Origin of the sequence: Halobellus rarus (assembly GCF_024494595.1) — an archaeon.
Taxonomy (GTDB): domain Archaea; phylum Halobacteriota; class Halobacteria; order Halobacteriales; family Haloferacaceae; genus Haloquadratum; species Haloquadratum rarum.
The window spans coordinates 154,428-177,087 of sequence record NZ_JANHDI010000011.1; the positions used below are offsets into that span (position 1 = coordinate 154,428).

Annotated in this window: 19 protein-coding genes and 2 pseudogenes; 11 read left to right on the forward strand and 10 right to left on the reverse strand. The window is 50.8% G+C overall.

The window, feature by feature from the left end; all coding sequences use genetic code 11:
• Positions 1 to 212: 212 nt before the first annotated feature.
• The 3 genes from NO876_RS13765 to NO876_RS13775 form a co-directional block, all read right to left on the reverse strand.
• A complete protein-coding gene (locus tag NO876_RS13765; protein WP_256422240.1) occupies positions 213 to 848 on the reverse strand; it encodes an IS6 family transposase in 636 nt (211 codons plus the stop codon).
• A gap of 181 nt (positions 849 to 1,029) precedes the next feature.
• Positions 1,030 to 2,511: a CoA-acylating methylmalonate-semialdehyde dehydrogenase gene (locus tag NO876_RS13770; RefSeq protein WP_256422241.1), complete on the reverse strand. Its 1,482-nt coding sequence runs from the start codon at positions 2,509 to 2,511 to the stop codon at positions 1,030 to 1,032.
• 72 nt (positions 2,512 to 2,583) lie between these two features.
• The gene (locus NO876_RS13775) at positions 2,584 to 3,822 is read right to left on the reverse strand and encodes an iron-containing alcohol dehydrogenase (RefSeq protein ID WP_256422242.1); all 1,239 of its coding nucleotides are present in this window, start codon (positions 3,820 to 3,822) and stop codon (positions 2,584 to 2,586) included.
• A gap of 959 nt (positions 3,823 to 4,781) precedes the next feature.
• Between NO876_RS13775 and NO876_RS13780 the strand changes: the two genes are divergently transcribed.
• Complete coding sequence (locus NO876_RS13780) at positions 4,782 to 5,843, forward strand: 2-hydroxyacid dehydrogenase (RefSeq protein WP_256422243.1); 1,062 nt, start codon at positions 4,782 to 4,784, stop codon at positions 5,841 to 5,843.
• A gap of 157 nt (positions 5,844 to 6,000) precedes the next feature.
• Here the strand turns inward: NO876_RS13780 and NO876_RS13785 are convergent, their stop codons facing one another.
• Complete coding sequence (locus NO876_RS13785; protein ID WP_256422244.1) at positions 6,001 to 7,194, reverse strand: carbohydrate kinase family protein; 1,194 nt, start codon at positions 7,192 to 7,194, stop codon at positions 6,001 to 6,003.
• A 56-nt stretch (positions 7,195 to 7,250) separates the two neighbouring features.
• Positions 7,251 to 7,941: pseudogene (locus NO876_RS13790) on the reverse strand (IS6 family transposase).
• Between the two features lie 290 nt (positions 7,942 to 8,231).
• On the opposite strand from NO876_RS13790, the gene NO876_RS13795 reads away from it, so the two are divergent.
• From NO876_RS13795 to NO876_RS13825, 7 genes and pseudogenes are all read left to right on the forward strand, one after another.
• Positions 8,232 to 9,014: an SDR family NAD(P)-dependent oxidoreductase gene (locus tag NO876_RS13795; RefSeq protein WP_256422245.1), complete on the forward strand. Its 783-nt coding sequence runs from the start codon at positions 8,232 to 8,234 to the stop codon at positions 9,012 to 9,014.
• Between the two features lie 213 nt (positions 9,015 to 9,227).
• Complete coding sequence (locus tag NO876_RS13800; RefSeq protein ID WP_256422246.1) at positions 9,228 to 10,745, forward strand: extracellular solute-binding protein; 1,518 nt, start codon at positions 9,228 to 9,230, stop codon at positions 10,743 to 10,745.
• Positions 10,746 to 10,827: 82 nt separating this feature from the next.
• Complete coding sequence (locus NO876_RS13805; protein WP_256422247.1) at positions 10,828 to 11,781, forward strand: carbohydrate ABC transporter permease; 954 nt, start codon at positions 10,828 to 10,830, stop codon at positions 11,779 to 11,781.
• Positions 11,774 to 12,634: a carbohydrate ABC transporter permease gene (locus NO876_RS13810; RefSeq protein WP_256422248.1), complete on the forward strand. Its 861-nt coding sequence runs from the start codon at positions 11,774 to 11,776 to the stop codon at positions 12,632 to 12,634. The genes NO876_RS13805 and NO876_RS13810 overlap by 8 nt, the downstream gene beginning before the upstream one ends.
• A 61-nt stretch (positions 12,635 to 12,695) precedes the next feature.
• On the forward strand, positions 12,696 to 13,847 hold the full coding sequence (locus tag NO876_RS13815; protein WP_256422249.1) for an ABC transporter ATP-binding protein: 1,152 nt from the start codon (positions 12,696 to 12,698) through the stop codon (positions 13,845 to 13,847).
• A gap of 433 nt (positions 13,848 to 14,280) precedes the next feature.
• A pseudogene (locus NO876_RS13820) lies at positions 14,281 to 14,869 on the forward strand (IS6 family transposase).
• A 72-nt stretch (positions 14,870 to 14,941) separates the two neighbouring features.
• A complete protein-coding gene (locus NO876_RS13825; RefSeq protein WP_256422250.1) occupies positions 14,942 to 15,745 on the forward strand; it encodes a class I fructose-bisphosphate aldolase in 804 nt (267 codons plus the stop codon).
• A gap of 707 nt (positions 15,746 to 16,452) precedes the next feature.
• On the opposite strand, the gene NO876_RS13830 is transcribed toward NO876_RS13825, so the two are convergent.
• Complete coding sequence (locus NO876_RS13830; protein ID WP_256422251.1) at positions 16,453 to 16,839, reverse strand: DDE-type integrase/transposase/recombinase; 387 nt, start codon at positions 16,837 to 16,839, stop codon at positions 16,453 to 16,455.
• 230 nt (positions 16,840 to 17,069) lie between these two features.
• Here NO876_RS13830 and glpR point away from each other — a divergent pair, with 230 nt between their 5' ends.
• Positions 17,070 to 17,825, forward strand: coding sequence for an HTH-type transcriptional regulator GlpR (glpR, locus tag NO876_RS13835; protein WP_256422252.1), 756 nt, complete (start codon positions 17,070 to 17,072; stop codon positions 17,823 to 17,825).
• Positions 17,826 to 18,043: 218 nt separating this feature from the next.
• Here the strand turns inward: glpR and NO876_RS13840 are convergent, their stop codons facing one another.
• Positions 18,044 to 18,211, reverse strand: coding sequence for a hypothetical protein (locus tag NO876_RS13840; protein WP_256422253.1), 168 nt, complete (start codon positions 18,209 to 18,211; stop codon positions 18,044 to 18,046).
• Between the two features lie 150 nt (positions 18,212 to 18,361).
• Here NO876_RS13840 and NO876_RS13845 point away from each other — a divergent pair, with 150 nt between their 5' ends.
• The gene (locus tag NO876_RS13845; protein ID WP_256422254.1) at positions 18,362 to 18,748 is read left to right on the forward strand and encodes a hypothetical protein; all 387 of its coding nucleotides are present in this window, start codon (positions 18,362 to 18,364) and stop codon (positions 18,746 to 18,748) included.
• Between the two features lie 149 nt (positions 18,749 to 18,897).
• On the opposite strand, the gene NO876_RS13850 is transcribed toward NO876_RS13845, so the two are convergent.
• Together NO876_RS13850 and NO876_RS13855 are read right to left on the reverse strand one after the other, a co-directional pair.
• A complete protein-coding gene (locus NO876_RS13850; RefSeq protein WP_256422255.1) occupies positions 18,898 to 19,428 on the reverse strand; it encodes a transposase in 531 nt (176 codons plus the stop codon).
• Between the two features lie 41 nt (positions 19,429 to 19,469).
• Positions 19,470 to 19,928, reverse strand: coding sequence for an IS630 family transposase (locus tag NO876_RS13855; RefSeq protein ID WP_256422256.1), 459 nt, complete (start codon positions 19,926 to 19,928; stop codon positions 19,470 to 19,472).
• Between the two features lie 833 nt (positions 19,929 to 20,761).
• Between NO876_RS13855 and NO876_RS13860 the strand changes: the two genes are divergently transcribed.
• Complete coding sequence (locus NO876_RS13860) at positions 20,762 to 21,991, forward strand: Cdc6/Cdc18 family protein (RefSeq protein WP_256422257.1); 1,230 nt, start codon at positions 20,762 to 20,764, stop codon at positions 21,989 to 21,991.
• Between the two features lie 294 nt (positions 21,992 to 22,285).
• Here the strand turns inward: NO876_RS13860 and NO876_RS13865 are convergent, their stop codons facing one another.
• Positions 22,286 to 22,612 carry a DUF6788 family protein gene (locus NO876_RS13865; protein ID WP_256422258.1) on the reverse strand — a complete coding sequence of 109 codons (327 nt, stop codon included), beginning with the start codon at positions 22,610 to 22,612 and terminating at the stop codon, positions 22,286 to 22,288.
• Positions 22,613 to 22,660 lie beyond the last annotated feature (48 nt).

Sequence of the window (22,660 nt, forward strand, 5' to 3'; positions counted from 1 at the left end):
GGAGGGTAATTCACTCTTGACCAGGGGTGTGTCAAACCCGCTCTAGTCCGGCGTTTTCACTCTGGATTAGGGGTGCCGGTCTGCGTCGTTAACTCTCACTCCGAATCCGATTTCACTCGGGACCGACTCGACCCTTTGTGAGGATGATACGCCAGCGACAAAACATCAGAAGACGACCATAGCCCGATTTACACTCTGGTCGAGGGTAGTGTTTATTTTGGAGCATTGAACCAGGCGGCAAATGCTTGGAGCCAATTTTCGGCAGTTTGCGGTTCGACGTGACTGAAACAGTTTGAGAACGAGGAAGTTCTGCGTTTGAGTTCTCGAAAAATTCGTTCGATGGCATTCCGATTTCCATTTCGTTCAGTTTGAAATCGGAGGCCAGCTCTGGCCAGCGCAGTTTGGAGGTGTTGAGCGCCGTCAACCAGAAACACAGCAGATTCGACATTGTGTTTCTGGCGGAGTTCTCGCAGAAAAGTCTCAGTTAATGCAGTCGTTGTTGTGGAAAATAGCCGCAGATGCAGCAGATCTTTTCTGTTGGGATCGGCGGCGGCGTACAGCCAGAATTGCTCGTCATTGATTCGAATCACAGTTTCGTCGAGCGCAACGTGATTCGGGCTTCGCCCATCTGTGGGCTGTAAATCGGTCTTCTGCACCCAATCGTGGATTGCCTTGCGAGAACGCTCGACACCCAACTCTTCGAGAATAGAGACGGTATTCGACAGCGAGAGGCCCGCTAACTGGAGTTGAATACCGAGCTTCATTGCACGCTCGGGTGTCCGTTGTCGCTCCACAAAATCCAAATCAATCCAGTCTGTACATCCGCTGAGGCGGTTGATTTTTGGCATAGAGCACCACAAAATCACACCGCCTCACTCTTCATCCTTAACTAAACACGACCACTAATTAATACGGACTCATAAACAAATACGGTATAGGATCGCCCCCAAACCGGATTTGTATTATGACCGAAATTAGATCATTCGAATTCTTTACACGGGCCACACAGGCTGTTAGACGGTGTAGTGGTTAGGTATCTGGCCACCGCTCGATGTAGACCGTTTTTTCAGTGTAGAATTGTATCATATCCTCTCCCTGTGCGTGAAGATCTCCAAAGAAGGACTGTTTGCGTCCTCCAAAGTGGAAGAAAGCCATAGGTGCTGACGTCCCGACATTTACTCCGAGATTGCCTGCTTCGGCTTCGTGGCGATATTTTCGAGCGTCGGCCCCACGACTGGTAAACAAGCTTGCCGCATTACCAAACTCACTTTGATTGAGTATGTCAATTGCTTCGTCGAGGTCTTCTGCGGAGATGAGTCCAAGTACTGGACCAAAGATTTCCTCTTGAGCTATTGTGTGGTCCGGTGAGACATCACGGAATATCGTTGGACCAACGAAATTACCATTTTCGTAATCTGAAACGGTAATATTGCGTCCGTCCAAGAGGAGTTCGGCGCCTTCCTGAACGCCTGTCTGAATCAATTCTTGCACGCGCTGTGTGTGCTCCGGTGTGATTAGAGCCCCGATATCCGTGTCCTCATTCAGTCCCCACCCGACTATTTGCGATTCAGCCTCAGCCAGGACAAGGTCAACAAATTCCTCGTAAACCGACTCCTCGACCAGTGCGACGTCGTTTGCGAGACAACGCTCACCTCCACAAGCAAAGGACGAGGAAACAGTCTTTTCAGCTGCGAAATCGAGATCTGCTGTTTCTGTGACGATTACGTGGTTCTTCGCTCCTCCCTGTGCTTGTACTCGTTTTCCGTTCGCTGCTGCCTTTTCGTAGACGTGTTCTGCGATAGGCGTCGAACCGACGAAAGAAGCGCCAACGATACCGTCGTGTTCGAGTAGACCGTTCACAGTATCTGGTCCGCCGTGGATTAGCTGAACAACTCCGTCCGGCAAGTCAGTCCGAGCCAACAGTTCGACGAGGCGCTGAGGAACGAGTGGATCCTGCTCACTGGGTTTAAGCACGAAGGCGTTCCCTGTGGCGATCGCATAAGGGAGAAACCACAAGGGGATCATACCAGGGAAATTGAATGGTGTTATCGCAGTATACACCCCTAGCGGTTGTCGAACCGCACTCTCATCGATATCTGGTGCGGCATTTTCGAGTGTCCCGGACTGCATCATCGACGGGATCCCGGTCGCAACCTCCACATTCTCGATACCGCGGCGAAGTTCACCACGTGCTTCGTCCAGTGTTTTACCGTGGTCCTCTACGAGCAGCCTTGCAAGATCGTCGAGTTCCTCCTCGAGAAGTTGTTTATACTGGAAGAATGGTTGGATCCGGTCTTCCACGGGCCTCCTTCGCCACGTATTGAAAGCTTCTTCCGCAGTCCGGACTGCCTCGTCAATATCTTCGCGTGAACTGAACCAGACGCGTGCGATTTCTTCTCCGGACGCCGGATTAACGATTTGCTGCTCCTCACCGCCAGTAGGTGTTTTCCATTCACCGTCGATGTAGTTCTGTACTCCACCGGATTCGGTCAGGTTCGCTGGTCGCTGCACAACTGATAAATTACTCGTATATTTATAAAATATCCGATCAAGTCCACCGGCCCTCTTTAGTTACCAACTGAATCAAGTCCGTCTGGGACTCTCCGGGGACAGAGCGTCATCGTATACGTCGATAAACAGGGCTTCGATCTCGTCTTTAGTTGGCTTTCGAGGATTGTTGTCTGGTGATCCGGAGTCGATTGCGTCTTGAGCCATCTTCGGTACTATACTGAGAAACTCCTCGCGTTCGGGGACGTCTCCGAAGTCATCGAGATAGGTCGCGAGACCAACGTCGGTGCAAAGTTCTCGAACGACGTCTGCTGCGGCTTTCGCAGCCTCGCGGTCTGGGTCTGAGTCGTCGGCTGCCTCAAAGAGACGTGCGATCTCAGCATATTTACCAGGCGCACCGACTGCAGAAAATTCCATAATGTATGGGAGTAAGAGTGCGTTAGCGAGACCGTGCGGGATATGTAATTGTGCACCGAGTGGCCGAGCCATCCCGTGGACGAGCGCCACTGAAGAATTTGTGAAAGCCTGACCGGCCTGCAGTTGGCCAATCATCATATCGGTTCGCGCATCGATATCATCCCCGTTAGCCCATACCTTGGGGAATGACCGTGCAATCCGTCGAATTGCAGCCCGCGCAAAATCATCTGAAACGCTGTAGGATTTCACTGAAACGAATGCCTCGATTGCGTGCGTCAGGGCGTCGATACCTGTGAAGGCGGTGTGGCTCTTTGGCAATGATAGTGTGAGGTACGGGTCTTCGATTGCTACGTCAGGGACCACATTTTCTGACACGATGATGAACTTCGTTGTGGTTTCAGTGTCGGTTAGGACGATTGTTCGTGTCGCTTCACTCCCCGTCCCTGCCGTTGTATTAACCGCGATGAGTGGTGGAGTCGGATTCGGAACACCCTCATAACTGCTCTTGTCCACACTAAATGAGCGAATCTCACCTTCGTTCGTCGCAAGCACGCCGACTGCCTTGCCGACGTCAATCGATGAACCACCGCCAAGCGTGACTACGACGTCACACTCTTCGGCTTCCCACAGGTCGTATGCATCCTCAACGTTTTCTACAGTCGGATCCGAGCGAACGTCCGTGAACGGTATTACATCGACTCCGGCTGACTCGAGTTCGTTGATGACTGTTTCGCCGTGAATGTCGTAGATTTGCTGAGTGGCGACGACAAGAGCTGTATCTCCATACAGTGTTGCATAATCTTTGACCTCTTTGACGGCATCAAGTCCGACGACCATCCGGGACGGTGAAACAACTACCCGCGGTCCTCGCGAGGGTGTTGGATATTCTAACTCCATTCCGGGTATGAAATCATCAATTATATATTAAAAGGATCGGGTATTTACAAAAATTTCTGGTATACTGTCTCCGATATTAGATATTGAGCGGTATACGTGTCTGGAGAAGATTACACAAAATACCTCAGATCGAGGTTGATCAGCAGACTCAATCATCTTGATTTATTCTTTTCAGCTGCAAGTTGATACGACTTCTTCAATCAAGTGTCTACACGAATTAGAATCTGTCTTCGCTCTCAGACCGTTGGCGTAAGCCAGTAGTCGAATTTGTGATCCCAGTCAAACTAAGGGCGAGGGTTACATATTCACGATTATTTTAAAGTTGTATTTATCTTATACCAGCAGAAAAATTCAGATAACAAGAGTACACTTGTGACTAATGATAGAATATTACATAGCTTAAGATTCACAAGGAGCTTCCAGAGTGATCCAGGAACTGATGTCACAATCGTACGCCTGTGATTATCACCTCTATTGTATCGATCTCACGATGTCGTCTGCAGGCGGTGAATTTTTTTCTAGCGCTTTATATGATAATATCAAATCAAGAAATGCAAAAAAGTTCACGCGAACGCACAAAAGCCAACATCCCCCCAACGTGTGAAAATCCCGAGATAGATTTTCAGTTAACCGAGGTAGATGGAAGCCGAGCGTTTACTGATGGTGGGATTCAGCGACCACAAAACTGGCCTCGGTTAGCCCCAGTTATTTGAAGAGACCCGAACCTGATATGCGACCTCGAGAATCACTCACAGACTCACTTTGAACCCTTTCGTCGTAAGGTGCGGATCAACTGGTAGACAGCTCCCGGGGGAGGATCTATCCACAGAAAGAATTATACCAATCGACCAATCTCATAGAATCACAATCCGTGGTCAGAAGCCCAAGTAATCGGTGGGGGTTTTGTACACCATCATCTCTCATCACCGATCCACGGAGAAAGCAGATACACAAATAAAATGAAAGCACTCGTGACTGCCAACCTGAGCGAAGAGGGACTGGATACCTTGAAAAATCAGATGGGGATTGATGTAGATTACCGGCCCATACAGGAACGTGATGGGCGACTGCCACCAGAAAAACTGGAAACCTTACTCCAGGGTGTCGACATCTTTGTAGTTGGTTATGAGGGAGTCTCTGCCGATCTGATGGACTCAACGGATCTCGAAATAATCGCGTGCCCACGAGGGGGCCCCGACGCAAACATCAATATCGAAGCTGCAACGGAGAGAAATATTCCGGTCCTCTATACCCCTGGTCGAAACGCTGAAAGCGTTGCTGATTTCACTCTGGGGCTACTGCTCGGGGCCGTTCGACATATCGCTCATTCCCATCATCTACTGCACGAAGGGGTTTACACGGGGGACCCAGTTGAAGACACATCCACTGGGGGAGAGCGTGAAGACGTCGTATGGGGAGTCGCAAAAGGGTCCCCTTATGCGGAACTGAAGGGTGTGGAACTGAATGGCAGAACTCTTGGGATCATCGGGTTCGGTGCGATTGGTCAAAAAGTAGCCCAACGTGCACAGGGCTTCGGGATGGATGTCATCGCATATGATCCGTACGTTGATGACGACACATTGTACGACCGAGACGTCGAAAGGGTTAACGTGGACACATTGTGTCGCCGATCAGATGTCATAACCGTTCACGCGGTCGTTACAGAAGAGACACGTGGCCTGCTTGGGGAAGAAGAGTTCTCTCTGATGAAAGATTCAGCATACTTCGTCAACACGGCCAGAGCATCTATTGCTGACCAAGATGCACTGATTCAAGCACTCGAGAATGACAATCTCGGCGGCGCTGCGTTGGATGTATACGATATGGAACCGATACCTGAGGATCACGCTCTGTTTCAACTAGATAGTGTGGTCACGACACCACATATAGCGGCGGCAACGACCGATGTGATTAACCGCCACAGTCAGATGATCGTCTCAGATCTCGAAATCCTGCTCAACGGAGACCATCCGAATCACATCGCTAACGAGCAGGTGCTCGAACAATCGCTCGAATCGTAATCGTCGCCTGGTCCCACTAACTGCGAGATACTGGCTCACAGATATTTCCCGGTTCCGTGAGTTGACGCTCAAGAAACGAGATTAGACGAGTGACATCCCAACCGGGTTCGGTTTGCAGACTCTCTCGAATATTCCGCGTCGCAAAACAGTAAGTCTGCTACCGCTCTGGAGATCTAAAGTACCATTCGTACTCTTGGATGAACGTCGTAATGTCTTCGAACGTCGGTGGTTCTCCATTCCTCACAAACCACCCAGCGACAGTACTGGCTACAATTAGTGATGATCCCGGGTCAAGTCCCTGTAGTTTCCCCAGCGCAAACCCAGCAGCGAAGTGATCCCCTGCGCTGGTTGTGATCTCTGGATCCGTTGTCCTTGGTGATTCGATCCGGATCGCTTCCTCATCATTTACGAAAACACTATGATCGATGGCGTGACCAGCGAATTCGGTCACACCAAGTTCTTCCCGCACAACCTCTGCGGCCTCACGGAAAGAGAGGTCCTCCGCTTTAGCACCACGGAATGCTGTGGCAATAGCGTAGGTTTCTACCCGATTTGCACTCATCGTCACCGGAATCGCATCGTCGAGCCGGGTTAGGGGTTCTGCCCCTTGCAAGATCTCTTCGTTTGGTAGTTGACGCACGTCAAAGGGATCAATTAGCAAAAATTTCGGAGGATCATCCAAAAGCGGAAACACGTCTTCTCGGAGTCCGTCCCAGATTCCCGGCATTGATGTAATAATAGCCCAATAGCCGAGTCCCAACATTCGGGCTCCATCGATATGATTGGCCAAGGACTCGATTTCCACCCTGTCAATAATCATTTCCCAATCGAGTTCTCGCAGTGTCCCGGTGTCACTCAGCATAAGCTTGTGTTCTCCGAACTCTACGGCGTCGGTATACCCCGGTTCTGCAATCGATATGAAGGTTTGGTGACCGAATTCTTCCTCAAATGCATCCACCATCGGCTGTCCGAACGTTCCAACAGCGGTTACGTCGAAACCAAGACGGTCGTACGCACGACCCACGTGTGCTGTATGACCACCCGTTCTCATTCCGGTTGTCGTCCACTCAACCGTAAGCGAACTATCGTTCTCGGCTGACTCAACAATCTGATTCCCCAATTCCAGTAAGTTCGAGTGGGTCTCGTATGATCCTCCGATCCGTTCCGTGATCGTCTCTTTAACTCGGTCTATGAAACCATCAAATCCGAACGCCACGTGTCCACGTTCGATATCAGATGGTAACGAGGAACGACAGCGCTGCAAATGCGTAGCGGTTTCGGCATCAAGCCCGCCTCCATCAGGGCGGTACGGACCATATCTTCCATTCGCACTGCCGGAATTGCGCTCCATAGCGAACCAGACAGGCCAGAAGGTAAAAATGTGTGGGTTGGCCGGTTGGGTAGTGTTTAGTTTGGAGCATTGAGCCAGGCAGCAAATGCTTGGAGCCAATTTTCGGCGGTTTGTGGCTCAACGTGACTGAAGCAGTTTGAGAACGAGGAAGTTCTGCGTTTGAACTCGCAGAAAATACGCTCGATGGCGTTCCGATTTCCATTTCGTTCTGTTTGAAATCGGAGTCCAGCTCTGGCCAGCGCAGTTTGGAGGTGTTGAGCGCCATCGACCAGAAATACGGCAGATTCGACATTGTGTTTCTGGCGAAGTTCTCGGAGAAAGATCTCGGTTAATGCGGTCGTTGTAGTCGCAAACAACCGCAGGTGCAGCAGCTCGTTCGTCTCGGGATCGGCGGCATTCACGAGAGCTCTGCTCTCGTGAGTCAACCAGAACACTCTGCGTTCTGGTCACAGCATACAGCCAGAATTGCTGATCGTTGATCCGAATCACCGTTTCGTCAACCGCAACGTGATTCGGGCTTTGACCCTCTGTAGACTGTAAATCGGCCTTCTGCACCCAATCGTGGATGGCTTTGCGAGATCGCTCGACGCCCAACTCTTCGAGAACAGAGACGGTATTCGACAGCGACAGCCCCGCTAACTGCAGGTGAATACCGAGCTTTATCGCACGCTCGGGTGTCCGCTGTCGTTCCACAAAATCCAAATCAATCCAGTCCGTACATCTGCTGAGGCGGTTGATTTTTGCCATAGATCAGCAGAAAATCACACCGCCTCACTCTTCATCCTTAACTAAACACGACCGGCCGGTTTTGCAATGTCCATATAATGACCGAGGAGCAGGCGGCGGTAGTTTCTCCGAGCCTTTGCGAAGAATAGCGTCGCACCCCGGATTTCAGAATATGGGAGTCTGTGGAATTAGAGACGATATCCAGATCGTCGAAATCCGGGTGCAGGCATTTTCCTCTAATTCTATTAGCCGACGCAGCCCTCCGACTGTGCAGCAAAAGCTTTATTTTCTCTGTCGTTCGATTGGCACCGATGTCAATCCTTGACGAATTCAGACTTGAAGGCCAAACGGCGGTAATTACGGGCGGAAATCGCGGGATTGGGCGTTCTATTGCAAATGCCTACGCCGAACTCGGGGCGAATATTGTTGTTGCGAACCGGGATGAACAAGTGGGTGAAAAAGCAGCTTCGGAGATCGCGGATAGTTACGACGTTACAACCCAACAGGTCTCTGTCGACGTCAGTGAAGAAGAACAAGTCCGTGAGTTGTCTAAAACTGTAGTCGACGAGTTCGGCAAGATAGATATCCTCGTGAACAATGCGGGGGTTACCAACAACACGGCTGCCGAGAACCTAACGTTAGACGAGTGGAACCACGTTCTCGACATCAACCTAACTGGCACATTCCTCTGTTCCCGTCATATAGGCGAACAGATGATCGACGGCGGCGGAGGTGGTACGATTGTGAACCTTTCGTCAATTGCGGCGTACATCGCTAGCAATCCCCAGCCGCAAATTGCGTATCATACATCCAAAGGTGGGGTGAAGCAGTTCACGAAGCAACTCGCATCGGAGTGGGCGGAGTATGACATTCGAGTCAATGCAATCGCCCCCGGTTATATCCGAACCGAGATGGTTGATGAGGTTCTCCGTACCGACGACGAGTTGGCAAGCACTTGGCGGTCCGAGATGTTACAGGACGAGATTATGGGACCGGATTGTCTCAAAGGTGCAGCTGTCTTACTGGCCTCCGATGCGGGACGATATATGACAGGCGAAACCATCGTCGTCGACGGCGGATACCTCGCCCGGTAAGTCCTCGGAGACAATTGAAACTGGCTGTCTTTTGAGGGATGCTGTACTGACCCCTCACCTATACCCGAACCGACCGTACGCCAGCCAATTCCGGTCCGTACTCTCCCCGCGTCTGAGCAGACCTCCCGGTGTAACTCTTTCCAACCGAATTCATCTTAGATTATCTCGAAACTCGTGGAAAAATTTATATACTAATTGTTCATTGAGATGCGTATGGTCAAATCCGACCAGACCAGTGAGAGGGTTAGTTCTAAAAACAGGCGGCGGTTTTTACAGAAAGCGGGCGCGGCAGGGGTTACACTAATCGGAACCTCACTGGCCGGCTGTTCAGGCGGAGGTGGGAACGGCGACGGTGGCGGAACCGCTGGAGATTCTGGTGGAAGTTCCTCAGGGGTTCTTGACGCCTCCGAACCTGCAGACAAAATCAATTGGATCTCCCAGGACTATGCCTCAAGTCAGGCGATCAAAGATCTGATTCCAGAGTTCGAAGAGGAAACCGGAATCACAGTGGAAACCACCTTCCTCCCGTTCAATAACTATCAAGAAAAATTCACCCAAGATCTTCGATCGGGAGCTGGACAGTACGACGTTGCACACTCGGATCCCTACCAAATTGCATCGACATATTACCCAAATCTTCAACCACTCGGGCCCCTGGCGAACGATCCAGAGATAAAAGATATCCCGAACGGACTTGATGACTTCCAAGATGTCCACGTCGTGGGTGCTGGTCGATTCGGGTCCGACCAGGAATTGTATACGCTTCCGTTCGATTGTCCCACGCTGATGCTGGTCTACAGAAAAGACATCATAGATCAGTACAAGGACCAAGCTGAGAGTGACCTTGGATTCCCGTTTGAGCCCGGTAAGGAGCGCACGTACGAAGAGTACAAACAGATGGGTGAGTGGATGAATGAGAATGTTGACGAGGTGGAAGCCGGGATCGGTCATCAGGCGGCACAACACGATGCATTGCAGTGTGACTTCCACCAATACTTCTGGGCAAACGGGGGCACGTCGTTTGAGTGGGACGGTGGCAGTTACAGCGGGACGCTCGAAAACCTCAGGAATCATCCGGCAAGCGAGAATGTCACTCCAAGCTACAGCACCAATACTGATCTCGCCACCTCATACAAAGAAATTATTGAGGTCGCACACCCAGGAAGCACCTCTTGGGATTGGAATGACCTGAACTCTGCGTTCGCAAACGGTGAGGTTGCGATGTGTCCCCAGTGGACCGTGTTCAATCCCGTTCTGCAGAACCCGGACAACAGCGAAGTGGCCGGCAAAATTGAATGGTCACTTGCTCCCTCCGGATCCGAGCGCAGCGGAAATCTCTGGGGAGGTACGGGTCTCGGCATCAACGGTGCAATCAGCGATTCCCGGAAACTCGCTGCGTGGAAATTTATCACGTGGGCGACATCGCCAGACGTTCAGCGTCGGGCGGTGATGAACGGCGGTGGCGCTCCGACACGAGCGTCTGTGTATGAGATGGATGAAATCGTGGCTGAACGCGAGAAACCGGGTACCGAGAGCCAAACGCCCACGATCGTTCCACCTGTGCTCGAGGCGTGGAAACCCGAAAACACGCTTCAACGCCCTCACTTAGCTGGATGGCCGGAACTTAACAACGCTGTGTATTCGAATGTCAATTCGGCCCTGACAGGTGGGCAGTCTATGTCGGATGCGCTGTCTGCAGTGGACGAAGATTGGTCGGGCACCCTCAGCTAAGCAGTCGTAGCACATCCGCATTCGCTTCTCGACTGACACTAATGATAATATTTTTTAATCAGAGTATTTCATACAAAAGCGTATGGTCAATTTAGAGAACATCACCCGTCTCGAAGACGCCAAACGGGATCACCTCAAGTCGACAGAGGAATCGTTTATAGAAAGGCTCCCAATTTCGTTTGAGATGCTTCTTCTACTCCCGAGCATCCTCGTGCTCGGGGTGCTCAGTATCATCCCGCTGGTTACTTTGTTGTGGCTCTCAGTTATGGAAGGGGTACTCTCGCCGACTGATACAGCCACATTTGCCGGGATACAGAACTACAGAGCAATATTCACTAATAGTTCAATTATCGAATCGTGGCGAGTGACGGGGATCTACCTATTCGTTTCACTTGGCCTTCAGATATCGCTAGGGACAATGGTGGCGGTAGCTCTTGATCGGGTGAAGTATATCGACGACCTACTCACCAGCATCGTTCTGATGCCGATGCTGATCGCTCCAGTCATCGTCGGGTTCCTTTGGGCTTTCCTTCTTGACCCTTCGTTTGGACTCTATACGTATCTGCTCAACCAACTTGGATTCTATACCCAATCACCGATGTTTAGTGACTCGGTTGGGGCTATGATTGCAGTTATCGTGATGGATACTTGGCAGTGGACGCCTTTGGTCTCACTAATCTTGTTGGCGAGACTGAAGTCGATCCCACAAGGCCTCTATGAGGCTGCGCGAGTCGATGGGGCGTCCTTCATTTCGGAGTTCAGATATATTGAACTCCCGATGTTGCAGTCCGCATTTGTGATAGCGCTTCTTCTCCGTTCGATGGACTTGATGCGGTTTTTCACAAAAATCTTCATCACCACAGAAGGCGGTCCCGGTAGCAGCACGAAGATCATCGGTTACTTCGTCTACGAACAGACGCTACGGTTCGGGAATCTTGGAACGGGGTCGGCTCTCGGAGTGGTTATGCTAGTAGTCACGATATTGATGGGCCTCTTCTTCGTAGAGGCTATCATGGGAGGTGCCGGCGATGAGTGAAACGTCTACGGGCGAAATGGATATTGGAATGGGAACCGCTCTTCGTCGAGCGCTGCCGTATCTATTCTTAATGCTGTTCGCTTTCTGGACTCTCGTTCCAATCGTCTGGATGATTCTCTCGTCACTAAAATATCAGACGGGAATGTTTGAGATGCCTCCCACGATTATCTTCGACCCGAATCTCACAAACTATCACGATGTGTTGGTTGGAGATACACCCGTTGTCAGCAATATCACGAATAGTGTCATCGTTGCTGTCGCTAGCACCGCGGTTGCGACATTCTTTGGCGCAATCGGTGGGTATGGACTCTCCCGAACCGATATCAGCGGCAAAAAGCATCTCGCATTCTGGATCATCAGTACGCGTATGGCTCCGATGGCCGTTGTCATCGTCCCACTGTGGTTCCTATTCAGATACGCAGACCTTCTCGGCACCCGTGTCGGGCTCGTTATCGTATACAGCACATTCAACGTGCCATTCGCTATCTGGTTGATGCGGTCGTTCTTCGACGAGATCCCTGTCTCGATTGAAGAAGCTGCAATAGTCGACGGAGCGACCCGGTGGGAAGCGTTCAGATACGTTTCACTTCCGTTGGCCGCTCCAGGACTCGGCGCAACAGCAATCATTTCTCTCATCTTTGCCTGGAATGACTTCCTCTTCGCTCTCGTCTTTACCGGGCAGGATACACAGACACTTCCGGTTGCAGTAGCCTCTATGCAATCACTCGGAGGCTTAGGCTGGGGAACGATTTTCGCTTCAGGGACACTCGTGATAATCCCTGTCGCCGTGTTCGGGTATATCGTTCGTGACTACCTGGTCAGTGGTCTGAGTATGGGTGCAGTCAAAGAATAACGGTCACAGGTATTAAGACAGTAGCTAAAATACCAGTTTACAACAACACATTACACAAACTATGGCTTCAGTAACACTTGACAACGTAAGCAAAGTCTTCGACGAAGATATCGTCGCGGTCGACAACATCTCCCTGAATATCAACGATGGGGAGTTCGTGGTCATCGTTGGACCCTCAGGATCGGGCAAAAGTACGACGCTGAGAATGGTCGCTGGGTTAGAGACACCATCTGATGGCGATATTTATATTGGATCGGACAATGTGACTGGGGGATCTGCGAGAACGCGAGATATCGCGATGGTGTTCCAAAATTACGCCCTCTATCCCCATATGACTGTCCAGGAAAATATTGGATTTGGACTGAAACTCTCCACGACACTGGATCAGTCAGAAATTGATGACCGGGTGAATGAAGTTGCCGACCTCTTGGGGATTGAACCGCTGCTCGATAAAGAACCGAAGGAACTCTCCGGTGGCCAACAACAACGTGTTGCGCTCGGACGGGCTATTGTTCGATATCCCGAGGCATTCCTCTTCGACGAACCTCTGTCAAACCTCGACGCTAAACTCCGGAATGAGATGCGGACTGAAATAAAACGGCTCCAGCAGGAGCTTGAGGTGACATCAATATATGTCACCCACAATCAGGCAGAGGCTATGACTATGGCTGATAGAGTCGTTGTGATGCACGAAGGCCAGATCCAGCAGGTCGGGACTCCTGAAGAGATATATGAAGACCCCGCGAACCGTTTCGTTGCAGAGTTCATCGGGGAACCATCGATGAACTGTGTCGCTGTGGACGTGGAAGTCGGTCCGGATAGCGTCGTGCTGAAAAATACTCGCTCTGAAACAGACTTCGAATACCGCCTTCCACCGGAGATGGCGGACCATATTGGACTCGCCGAGGGTGACTCTGTCACTGCCGGTGTCCGACCCGAAGATATCGTCTTTGTTAATCCAGAAGACGACCGCAAGAATACGATGGGCATCGAAGTGAATGTTTTTGAGCCGATGGGGAGCGATAATTATCATTACTTCTCCGTCGCCGGACAAGAATGGACAGGCCGTACAGGGTCATCGAAGGAGTACAGTGCGGGTGAAAATGTGCAGATCACATTCGACTTGGATGATCTCTATCTCTTCGATGAACACGGCAAAACCCTGAAATCAAAAGGCGTTGGAGTGGAGGCTTCTCACGCACCAGAGGCCTGAAATCTACCGTGTCAGAGTGAACAGTGTTGTGAGCTATTCAATCCAGTTCGATTAACATCCATTCGGATCAAGGTTATCAGGTCGAAATGGCGATCTTATGATGCCAACCGTCTCTGAGTCAAGCCCTAAGCAATTCGCCTTGCTTATCTACAGATTGCTTTATGCGACCGCTCGGCAGCTAACTCATCAGGAACCGGGACTTTGTTCCACAGCAACAAGCCCGGAACTACAATTGGATACCTAACTTCACCGCTGGTTAGGGCGTTAGTTGCCGATCTACTTCCGCCAACTCAATTCTGTCTGCCCATCCGGTGGACTTCTGAAATGGACACGGACCAGTCAGAAATTATGCCACTGCTTCTGCCATCAGCTGTACGCCAGGCACTGTTCAGATAAGATCAAAAAGTGAGGCGGTCGTAGTTCGTTGGTGCCTATGCAAGAACCAGACCGCCTCATCGGATGTAGCGACTTTCCGGAGTAGAGTTTGTGGAGCGAGAGGCGACGTCCGAGCCGGCGATGAGTCTGGGTATCCAACTGCATTTGGCGGGATTATCGCTGTCGGATACCGTCTCAGTCCTCGCTGGCCTGGGTGTCGATCGGTGTCGCTCGACCGTTCACAACTGGATTCAGAAGGCCGATCTACAGCCAACAGAGGGGCAGAATCCGAAGTACGTCGTGGTTGATGAGACCGTAATTCGCGTGAATGACCAGCGCTACTGGCTGTTTGCTGCGGTCGACCCCGACACGAATCGCCTGCTGCACGTGCGGCTGTTCCCGACCAGAACTTCCGCGCTGACCGAGATGTTTCTGGTCGATGGCGCACCCCGGCTGCAGGCGGCCTGCCAACGCCACTCGCTCCGATTCCAACACGTCACCCACGGGAATCGCAACGCGTCGAACGCGTCTTCAAAGAGCTGAAACGCCGAACTGAAGCCTTCGCGAACCACTTCAGACACGCTGATCCCAACACCGCAGAAACCTGGCTGCAAGCGTTCGCCGTCTGCTTCAATCAGCTAATCTGAACAATGTCTTAAATCTGAACCCTAATCTTTTAGTACTTGTTCTCTGTTCGTTCGATAGAAAGGTATACTCCGATGAGTGAATACGACCTGCTAGATACGAAATCAGGTAATTCTGTCGTCGCAGCAATCGACCACGGACTCAGTCTCGGTGCAGCGGAGGGCTTTCGTGATCCCGAAGCAACGTTGCAGTCGATTCTGAAAGGTGGACCAGATGCCGTTTTGGTGGGCCCTCACTTTGCACGGCACTACAATGCCCTAATCAAAGATGCCGGTGTAGACACGGTCGTGACGGCAGATATCGTTTCCAGTTCGACAAGGCCCGGATTCGACGACGGTCAAGATATCTGGACCCCAGGGTTCGACACAGAGTTGCTATTGGATCTTGATCCGAAGGGCGTGAAGATCGTCCTCGTCTTTGGTCGCGACGATAGACAGATGTTCGTCCGCAATCTCTCATATATTGCTAAGATGGCCGAAGAGCTACGTGGAACAGATATTCCGCTCGTGGTGGAACCCGTAATGTGGGGTAGTCGTGTGCCGACAGAACTTGAGACCCATCCGGAATACGTTTCACGGGCTGCGCGAATGGCCTGGGAGTACGGTGCAGATATCCTGAAGTTACCGTATACCGGTGATCCTGTAACTTTCGAGCCCATCGTCAAGAATGCCCCAATTCCAGTTATGATCCTCGGTGGACCGAATACCGGTAGCACCCTGGAGATGCTTACAGGCGTGGAGGGGGCAATTGCGTCCGGCGCTCGGGGAATAATGATCGGTCGATCGATCTGGAAAACAGATGATCCTACAAGCGTTGTTAGGGCACTTGAGGGGATTGTCCACGACGGCAAGTCGGCAGACGACGTCTGGGACGTGTGAGAGGATAGAGCTTTTGAGTCCGAATACAGATCGCTAACCCGACCAGAATATTCGCAAAACTAAGGGCCGTTTTACCTCTCCCACTAGAGGCCTTCACCGAAGTACGCCCATAGCCATCTCCTATTAGTATGGATTGTACATCTCAACCTACTTTATGTCAGAAAAATATATTATAATTGATCAATACTCCCAGTCGGTATAACTACCGTCAATGAACTTGTGCTGTTGAAAACAACCGACAAATATTTATCAATAAATATACTTTAATTTTGGAAGAATTGATCTCTGACATATTCAATATGGAGGTCATTTGACCAAGAATAGAAACGTAAATGGGGGCGCTCCGCGAATTTGATTCACATAAATACCAGTCTATTATGCGGGTATGAGTGCTATCAGATGGTCTAAGGGATAGTAGACAGCAATACTATGGTTGGGGTGGACGCTCGCGGCTAGAACCATATTACCAAAACATTTCATATATGACTGTCACACAAGTGCCACCCTTCACTCAAGTTCAGCCACTTCTTAACCTAGTTTACGAACCCCGATCAAGAACTATTCATAAACCTGTCACGATCCAATCGGAAGGGTGTCAAGGTTAGAAGATCGCATTGTGAAATGCTGCGAAGGCTTTGACCCAGCGGTCGACCGATTCCAGGAGCTATAGTGGGGGGAACCGGTTGTAGAAGAGCTGGTTCGGTATTTTAGCAGGCCGAACCACGCTTCGACGAGAGACCGTTCCCCCACGTTTCTCGGCGTGACTCACAAAGATCAAGGTCGTCAAGCGGCCAGTTGTACCACGGACCGCGATCGACGAGTACAACGGGATCGCCGCGACATCGCTTCAGTACTTGCTTGATGAACAGCAACGCGTCGAGGTCAGATCTCCCGGGCGAGACCTCGATGTGGACGACTTCGAACGTCTCCACATCGATCGCTGCCCAGACGTAGACCTCGGTCTTTTCGACTTTCAGCTTCGTTTCATCGATTGCGACCGTCGAGTGGTGATCGGGGACGGGATCGAACAGGTGCGCCAGTTTGTGATACCACTGGCGCACGGCCTCATACGACCGCCCGATCACCTTCTCCACGCGGCGATACGACAAGCCGGCGTGAGACAAGAACGCTGCCTCAACACGCTGCTCCGTCGGCGTACCTTCACGCGAAAATATTTTTTTCCTCGCGTGCTTTCTCAACCACGAGGCCAATCATTGCTGAGTCACCTACTTACCCTTGCTCGGCCGCTTCCTTCACGCTAAGGTTGACACCCTCGCGTATGGTAGAAGACAATTTTATATTTATCTCGCTAAAACATTAGGTAATGCTACCAGAAAAGCGTCGAGAATATATTGTCGAACTCGTTATAGAAGAAAATGGGTGTACCGTTTCAGAATTAGCTGAAGAACTGGATATATCCGAAACGACGGTGCGACGTGATTTAGATGAACTTGCAGATAGAAATTCGATCAACCGGACTCACGGGGGCGCTGTTCCAGTTGTTGAACGTCTTTCAGACTACGAACGACGGACGATTCAGAACCGAGAGGCTAAGGAGACTATTGCAAAACGAGCTGTAAAAGAAATACATAACGAACAAGTAGTACTTCTTGATGCCGGATCTACGACACAGGCAATTGGAAGCGAAATTCCCAAAGACTACAATATTTCCGTAGTCACCAATAATCCACCTGTAGCATCACGACTTGCGGAAGCAGAAACAGAAGTCTTCCTCACCGGTGGACGATATAACGAAGATCATAATTTCTTGGTTGGGCGACTCGCCGAAGAAGCTATCGAACAGATGAATTTTGATTTGGCTTTCATCGGAGTAGAAGGAATCCATTCTGATGGGCTAACGACGGTATTCAACGATGCTGCCAGGATAAAGGAACTAATGGTCAAAAATAGTCGTCGAGTGGTTGTCGTCGCTGATCACTCGAAGATCGGCGCGCGGTCTGTTATTCAGTTTGCGGACCTTTCAGACGTTGATATGGTGATCACTGATAAACCTATAGCCCACGACCTCAGGGAGAGTCTAGTCGAAGCTGGTATTGAGGTAACTGATGATCTCGACTAATCTGTCATTATCGACTCGTTCCGACTCACTGCTGGCAGTCTCCTCGTCTTCGATGCAGTCATCATCGTAGTTTTCGCGTACTGGATAGCCGTGTGGCGATTCGATGGTCACTCACTGTCGATGTAACCGCTCTCAACGGATGTACGCACGCTTTTGATTTTGGACGTGTCGTCGCGCTGAGGGTAGCTCAACGAATGTGGGGCGGCGGTCTCGTATGTTCACAGCCGGGATTGGATCTGGACTTCGGTGGTGTTGATACGGTCGTAGGTCCACGTTAGGCGAACGCGGTCGCGACCACTGGTGACGTCGCTATCACTGTCGCGGGGGATGCTAAATTCGGCCTCGAACATCCAGACGAACCCGCGCTCGTCGACGACAGCTGTCATCTCGTAATCGGTGACTGTGTCGGGAAGAGCGGCCGGTCGTCCCGTGCCGCGGAGTCGATACCGATCTTCTGCGGCGTCGGTTGGGACAGCGCTAACCGAATTCTCGGGGGATGAAGCATCGGTTAGCGCGTAGCCCAATCACGTAGAGTAATGACCGGAGAGAGAACCTGCGTCGAATTCGACGCTCCGAATACCCGCGTCAAACGAGTCGACAGCGCCGTTGAAATCCTCGATACCTCGCGGACTCGGTTTCTGCTCAACGCCTTGAAAGACAAACTCGAAGAACTCACAACCGACGGGGAATTCTGCCGACGACTGAGCGACGTCTACTACGACGGCCGTGTTGATTATGAGACCGTCGAAGCGCTTCTCGGCCGTAACGAGGCGAGGCGGTTGAAACTCCTCCGAGCGTCGATTGACCAGACGTCCGCCATACCCGAACTCAAGAATGATCTCCCGAGCAATGATGCCTTCTACGACGGCGAGGTTTCCGAATGGACCCCCTCGAATTTGTCTGAATCCTCTGACAGCGCCTAAAGACCGGGATATGCGGTATGTAACCAAATTGTGGCGCGTATATCTTCAAGAGTGAAGCGAAGGGGTTTGTCAAAGAGGCCGGCTTTCACAGCATATCGGTAGCAGGCTAGCGGTCACTGCTACGTATTAACCAACATACGTTGGTCTTTTCACCTCCAATGCGACTCATCAAGGTCGAACCCAGCCCATCTGACAAAGGATCTGAGTAGTTCTGGTCGGTCTTGCACTGATCGGAGTGATCGATCGAGTCGCGCTTTGAGCGCGGCGAGATCCGTGGGCACGTAGTTCGCAAGGTCGTCGTATTTCACCGATTTCCAGACCTGTTCGACTGGATTGAAATCTGGCGCGTATGTCGGGAGGTACTGGATGTCGATGGCGACCTTGGGAGCCATCGGCCATCCAGGTGTTGTCATCATTCTTGCTGTCGGTTTGTGCGCCGGGTAATTGTCCCAGATGAGAATACAATCTTGTCCTCGTTGGTTGAATAAATCGCGTAGCAAGAACGCCATTTGTTCGCTATCGACGCTTTTCTCAGAGAGCCAATAATCCAAGACGGCCTCACCGGTTTTCGGTGCGACTGTCAGGGCTGCAATCGCACGTATACTTTGCCAACTTCCCGAGTTTCGGTGGATTGGTGTTTTTCCACGCGGTGCCCACGTTCGTCGAACCGTGGACTGCATTCAGACGGTACTCTCGTCGAGAAACACGAGTGCAAGGTCGTTCACTCGCGCTTTTTTTCAAGTGTCGGGATCATCTCTTGTTTCCAGCGACGAATCGCGTTCGCATCGCGCTTGAGAGCGCGTTGCTCGGGTTTCTGGCAACTCCAGCCCATTTTCTGGAGATATCGCCAGACTGTTGTTTGGCCGACAGAGACATCGAATTCTTGTTCAATCACCATCACGATGCGTTTGAGCGTCCAGAGATCAGTATCGAACCCATAGGCTTGCGGCCCCTCTTCGAGGAGGGCCGCAAGCGCTGTCAGCTGTTCGTCCGATAACTTTGTCGACGGGCCGCCTTTGACCGGGTTTAAGGTGAGGCCAGCGTCGCCACCGGCTTCGTAGGCGTCTCTCCAGGGATAAACCGAGCTAGGCCAGACGTCAACAACTTGTGCAACCTCGGAGACGCTGTGACCTAGCCGAAGCAAGGCGACGGCAAGCCGTCGCCGCGCTTCTAACTCCATTTGCGTTCCAACTGGTTGTGTCACAACGCTAGAGAAACATTCTCCGAGGATATCTCCCTTTCTCATCCGTAAAGACCAACAATTGTTGGTTAATTTCGATGTAATTCCCATCATTCGGATTTGTAGACTGTGAACGGTACCACACACACCCCGGGTGTCGAGTGTAAATCGACAGGTCGGTGGGTTGCTACTCGGTAGTCTTCGATACAGTCGGTATTGTTAGATGGCGCTTTCTCGGACAAGAAGCCTTAATATCCTATTTTATAGCAGTCTTACTACTACTATCTATAAACAGTTTATATATTTTATTATGCAGGCAATAATAAATCAGGAATTAGGCGCTATAAGAAGCCTTAGAGTGCTATAGATATTAATAGTATCTCTTTTATAAGCAAACGACAGAGAAGAAGACAGGACCTTTCAGCAGAATATCAGATGATTAGTAACCGTCTTAGAACCTCTTTCTTAGCTGTTCACGGTATACATTCTCGTGTTAACCGCCTTTCTGTACGCTTTAACGATGGGTGAGTAGAGCTGACACAGCTACCGTGGACAATTTACACTCGACACCCGGGGTGTGTGTCTTCAAGCACGTACGTTTCTCGCCAACTGAAACATCGGGAAGTTACCAGTGTTACACTCGACACCTGGAGGGGCGATCTATTATTCCTTCTTCCTGAAATACACTCTCCTATTCCTGCCTTCTAGTCCCTGTAAGCAGTGTATTACAGCATTTACACTCGACGGGTGGTGTGTGGTGAAGACATAGTTTTATATGGTATACCGACTGTCGTGTGTAATATGAGGCGGACGCTCCGAGGTCGATTATTCAGATGAGTAACGAGAAACAAAGTTCTCTCGACTCAATTTGGGAAAGCGAGGATCCGGTTTTTGCTGACAAAGAACTCCTCGACATCGAACATATTCCAGACGAAGAGCGGATTATTGGACGTGAGGATGAGATATCTAATCTTGCCAACAGTATTCATCCTGCAATCAGGGGTGGAAAGCCTAGAAATACGTTGATCTACGGAAAGACAGGGACTGGAAAAAGTCTCGTGGCTAAACACGTTACTCAAAGTGCCGAAAATTTTGCTCACGAGCAGGGTACGAGACTCGATCGCGCATATATCGATTGTACTCAAGCAACGACAGAAACACAGGTCGTTATCAAACTCGCTCGAATATTTAACCGACCAGATGAAACAGATGTCTCCGTACCACTTTCTGGGTTATCGACGAATGCGTACTACGATCGTCTTTGGCAGATTCTCGATACCCTCCACGACGTCGTTATCATCATTCTTGATGAAGTCGACAAACTCCAAGAGAACAACGTGCTAATGCAACTCTCCCGAGCTGGGGAAGCTGGAAAGATTGATTCATGTAAGGTAGGGATCCTCGCGATTAGCAACAAAATCTCGTTTAAAGATTCCCTGGATGAGCGAGTCCTAAGTAGTCTCCAAGAGCGTGAGTTTATTTTTCCGCCCTACGACGCAAACCAACTTCGCGAAATTATGCGTCATCGTCAAGATGCATTTCGCGAAGGAGCTCTTACCGGTGACGTGATTCCTCTTGCGGCTGCGTTTGCTGCACAGGAACACGGTGACGCTCGAAAGGCACTAGACATTCTTCGAAATGCAGGTGAGCTCGCGAAAGACGATGATAGTGACGTTGTCCGGGAAGAACATGTCCGAAATGCGCGTGAGAAAGCGGATGTCGATCGATTCTCTAAGCTGCTTCAAGACCAGCCAACACAATCGAAAGCTGCAGTGTACGCTCTTTCATTGCTTGCGGACGGGAGCAAACAGGAAGAATTCCCCACCCGTGAAATCTATGAACGATATGAGCAACTCACTGAATCGCTGGATATTGACCCTCTCTCACAAAGGCGGATGTCTGACCGGTTGAACGAACAGGCCTTTCTCGATATTCTTGGTGTCACAGATCGAGTTGGTCGTGGCCGTGGCAAGGGGATGACCAATTTCTACTACCTCCTTGAGGAGCCTGAAGTCGTACAAAGTGCTATTGAAACTGATCAGCGGTTCTCGCCTAACGGATAATTCATAATTTTACACTCGACAGTTGGGGTGTCTCACTCTGTTTCTCGGGATGGCTCATCCCGAGAATTTTCATATGGCATCTATACGCTGTGGAACGCAGTTTAACACCCATTTACACTCGACACCCGGGGTGATCTGTCCTTCCTGTTCTGACGGCATATCATTACGCTGGTCGGTTTGTCTGAGGGCGAAATCATAATGTAGTCTTCACCGGCACGGGAAAAGGGTCAAAATAATAGAATTTCATATCGCACACGGGGTGTGTTGACCCCAAGATCGCGTCAGTCATCCGTCCTACTCGTCGGGATTAACTGGTGATTTATACTTGGATTTAACTTGGTCTCCATCCCGCCACTGCCAGTAGTAGTAGTAGCGATTATTGTTGATCTCCTTAATCGTGATTGTGGCCTTCGACGGGACATCGTCCGGAAGATCGTCCGGCCGCTCGTCAATCCCGGCGTCATCCGATTCCTCCTCGAGGAGGGACTCGCGAGCTTTGTGTTCTGCCAACTCCTCGGCGTAGCGTGCGACGTGCTGGAGTTGGTCCTGAGAGTAGCCGTTGAGTGTGTTGACGATACCTGTCGGGAGTTCCGCCGGCGGCGTCGGTGGCTCGTAGGACATCAGCGGTCGCCTCGTATTAACCAACAAAGGGCGTATCGGCATAGATTT

Coding starts and splice junctions, on each gene's coding strand:
- NO876_RS13765 (WP_256422240.1), bottom strand. CDS start 848: ATGCCAAAAATCAACCGCCTCAGCGGATGTACAGACTGGATTGATTTG.
- NO876_RS13775 (WP_256422242.1), bottom strand. CDS start 3,822: ATGGAGTTAGAATATCCAACACCCTCGCGAGGACCGCGGGTAGTTGTT.
- NO876_RS13780 (WP_256422243.1), top strand. CDS start 4,782: ATGAAAGCACTCGTGACTGCCAACCTGAGCGAAGAGGGACTGGATACC.
- NO876_RS13785 (WP_256422244.1), bottom strand. CDS start 7,194: ATGGAGCGCAATTCCGGCAGTGCGAATGGAAGATATGGTCCGTACCGC.
- NO876_RS13795 (WP_256422245.1), top strand. CDS start 8,232: ATGTCAATCCTTGACGAATTCAGACTTGAAGGCCAAACGGCGGTAATT.
- NO876_RS13800 (WP_256422246.1), top strand. CDS start 9,228: ATGGTCAAATCCGACCAGACCAGTGAGAGGGTTAGTTCTAAAAACAGG.
- NO876_RS13805 (WP_256422247.1), top strand. CDS start 10,828: ATGGTCAATTTAGAGAACATCACCCGTCTCGAAGACGCCAAACGGGAT.
- NO876_RS13810 (WP_256422248.1), top strand. CDS start 11,774: ATGAGTGAAACGTCTACGGGCGAAATGGATATTGGAATGGGAACCGCT.
- NO876_RS13815 (WP_256422249.1), top strand. CDS start 12,696: ATGGCTTCAGTAACACTTGACAACGTAAGCAAAGTCTTCGACGAAGAT.
- NO876_RS13825 (WP_256422250.1), top strand. CDS start 14,942: ATGAGTGAATACGACCTGCTAGATACGAAATCAGGTAATTCTGTCGTC.
- glpR (WP_256422252.1), top strand. CDS start 17,070: ATGCTACCAGAAAAGCGTCGAGAATATATTGTCGAACTCGTTATAGAA.
- NO876_RS13840 (WP_256422253.1), bottom strand. CDS start 18,211: ATGACAGCTGTCGTCGACGAGCGCGGGTTCGTCTGGATGTTCGAGGCC.
- NO876_RS13845 (WP_256422254.1), top strand. CDS start 18,362: ATGACCGGAGAGAGAACCTGCGTCGAATTCGACGCTCCGAATACCCGC.
- NO876_RS13850 (WP_256422255.1), bottom strand. CDS start 19,428: ATGCAGTCCACGGTTCGACGAACGTGGGCACCGCGTGGAAAAACACCA.
- NO876_RS13855 (WP_256422256.1), bottom strand. CDS start 19,928: ATGGAGTTAGAAGCGCGGCGACGGCTTGCCGTCGCCTTGCTTCGGCTA.
- NO876_RS13860 (WP_256422257.1), top strand. CDS start 20,762: ATGAGTAACGAGAAACAAAGTTCTCTCGACTCAATTTGGGAAAGCGAG.
- NO876_RS13865 (WP_256422258.1), bottom strand. CDS start 22,612: ATGTCCTACGAGCCACCGACGCCGCCGGCGGAACTCCCGACAGGTATC.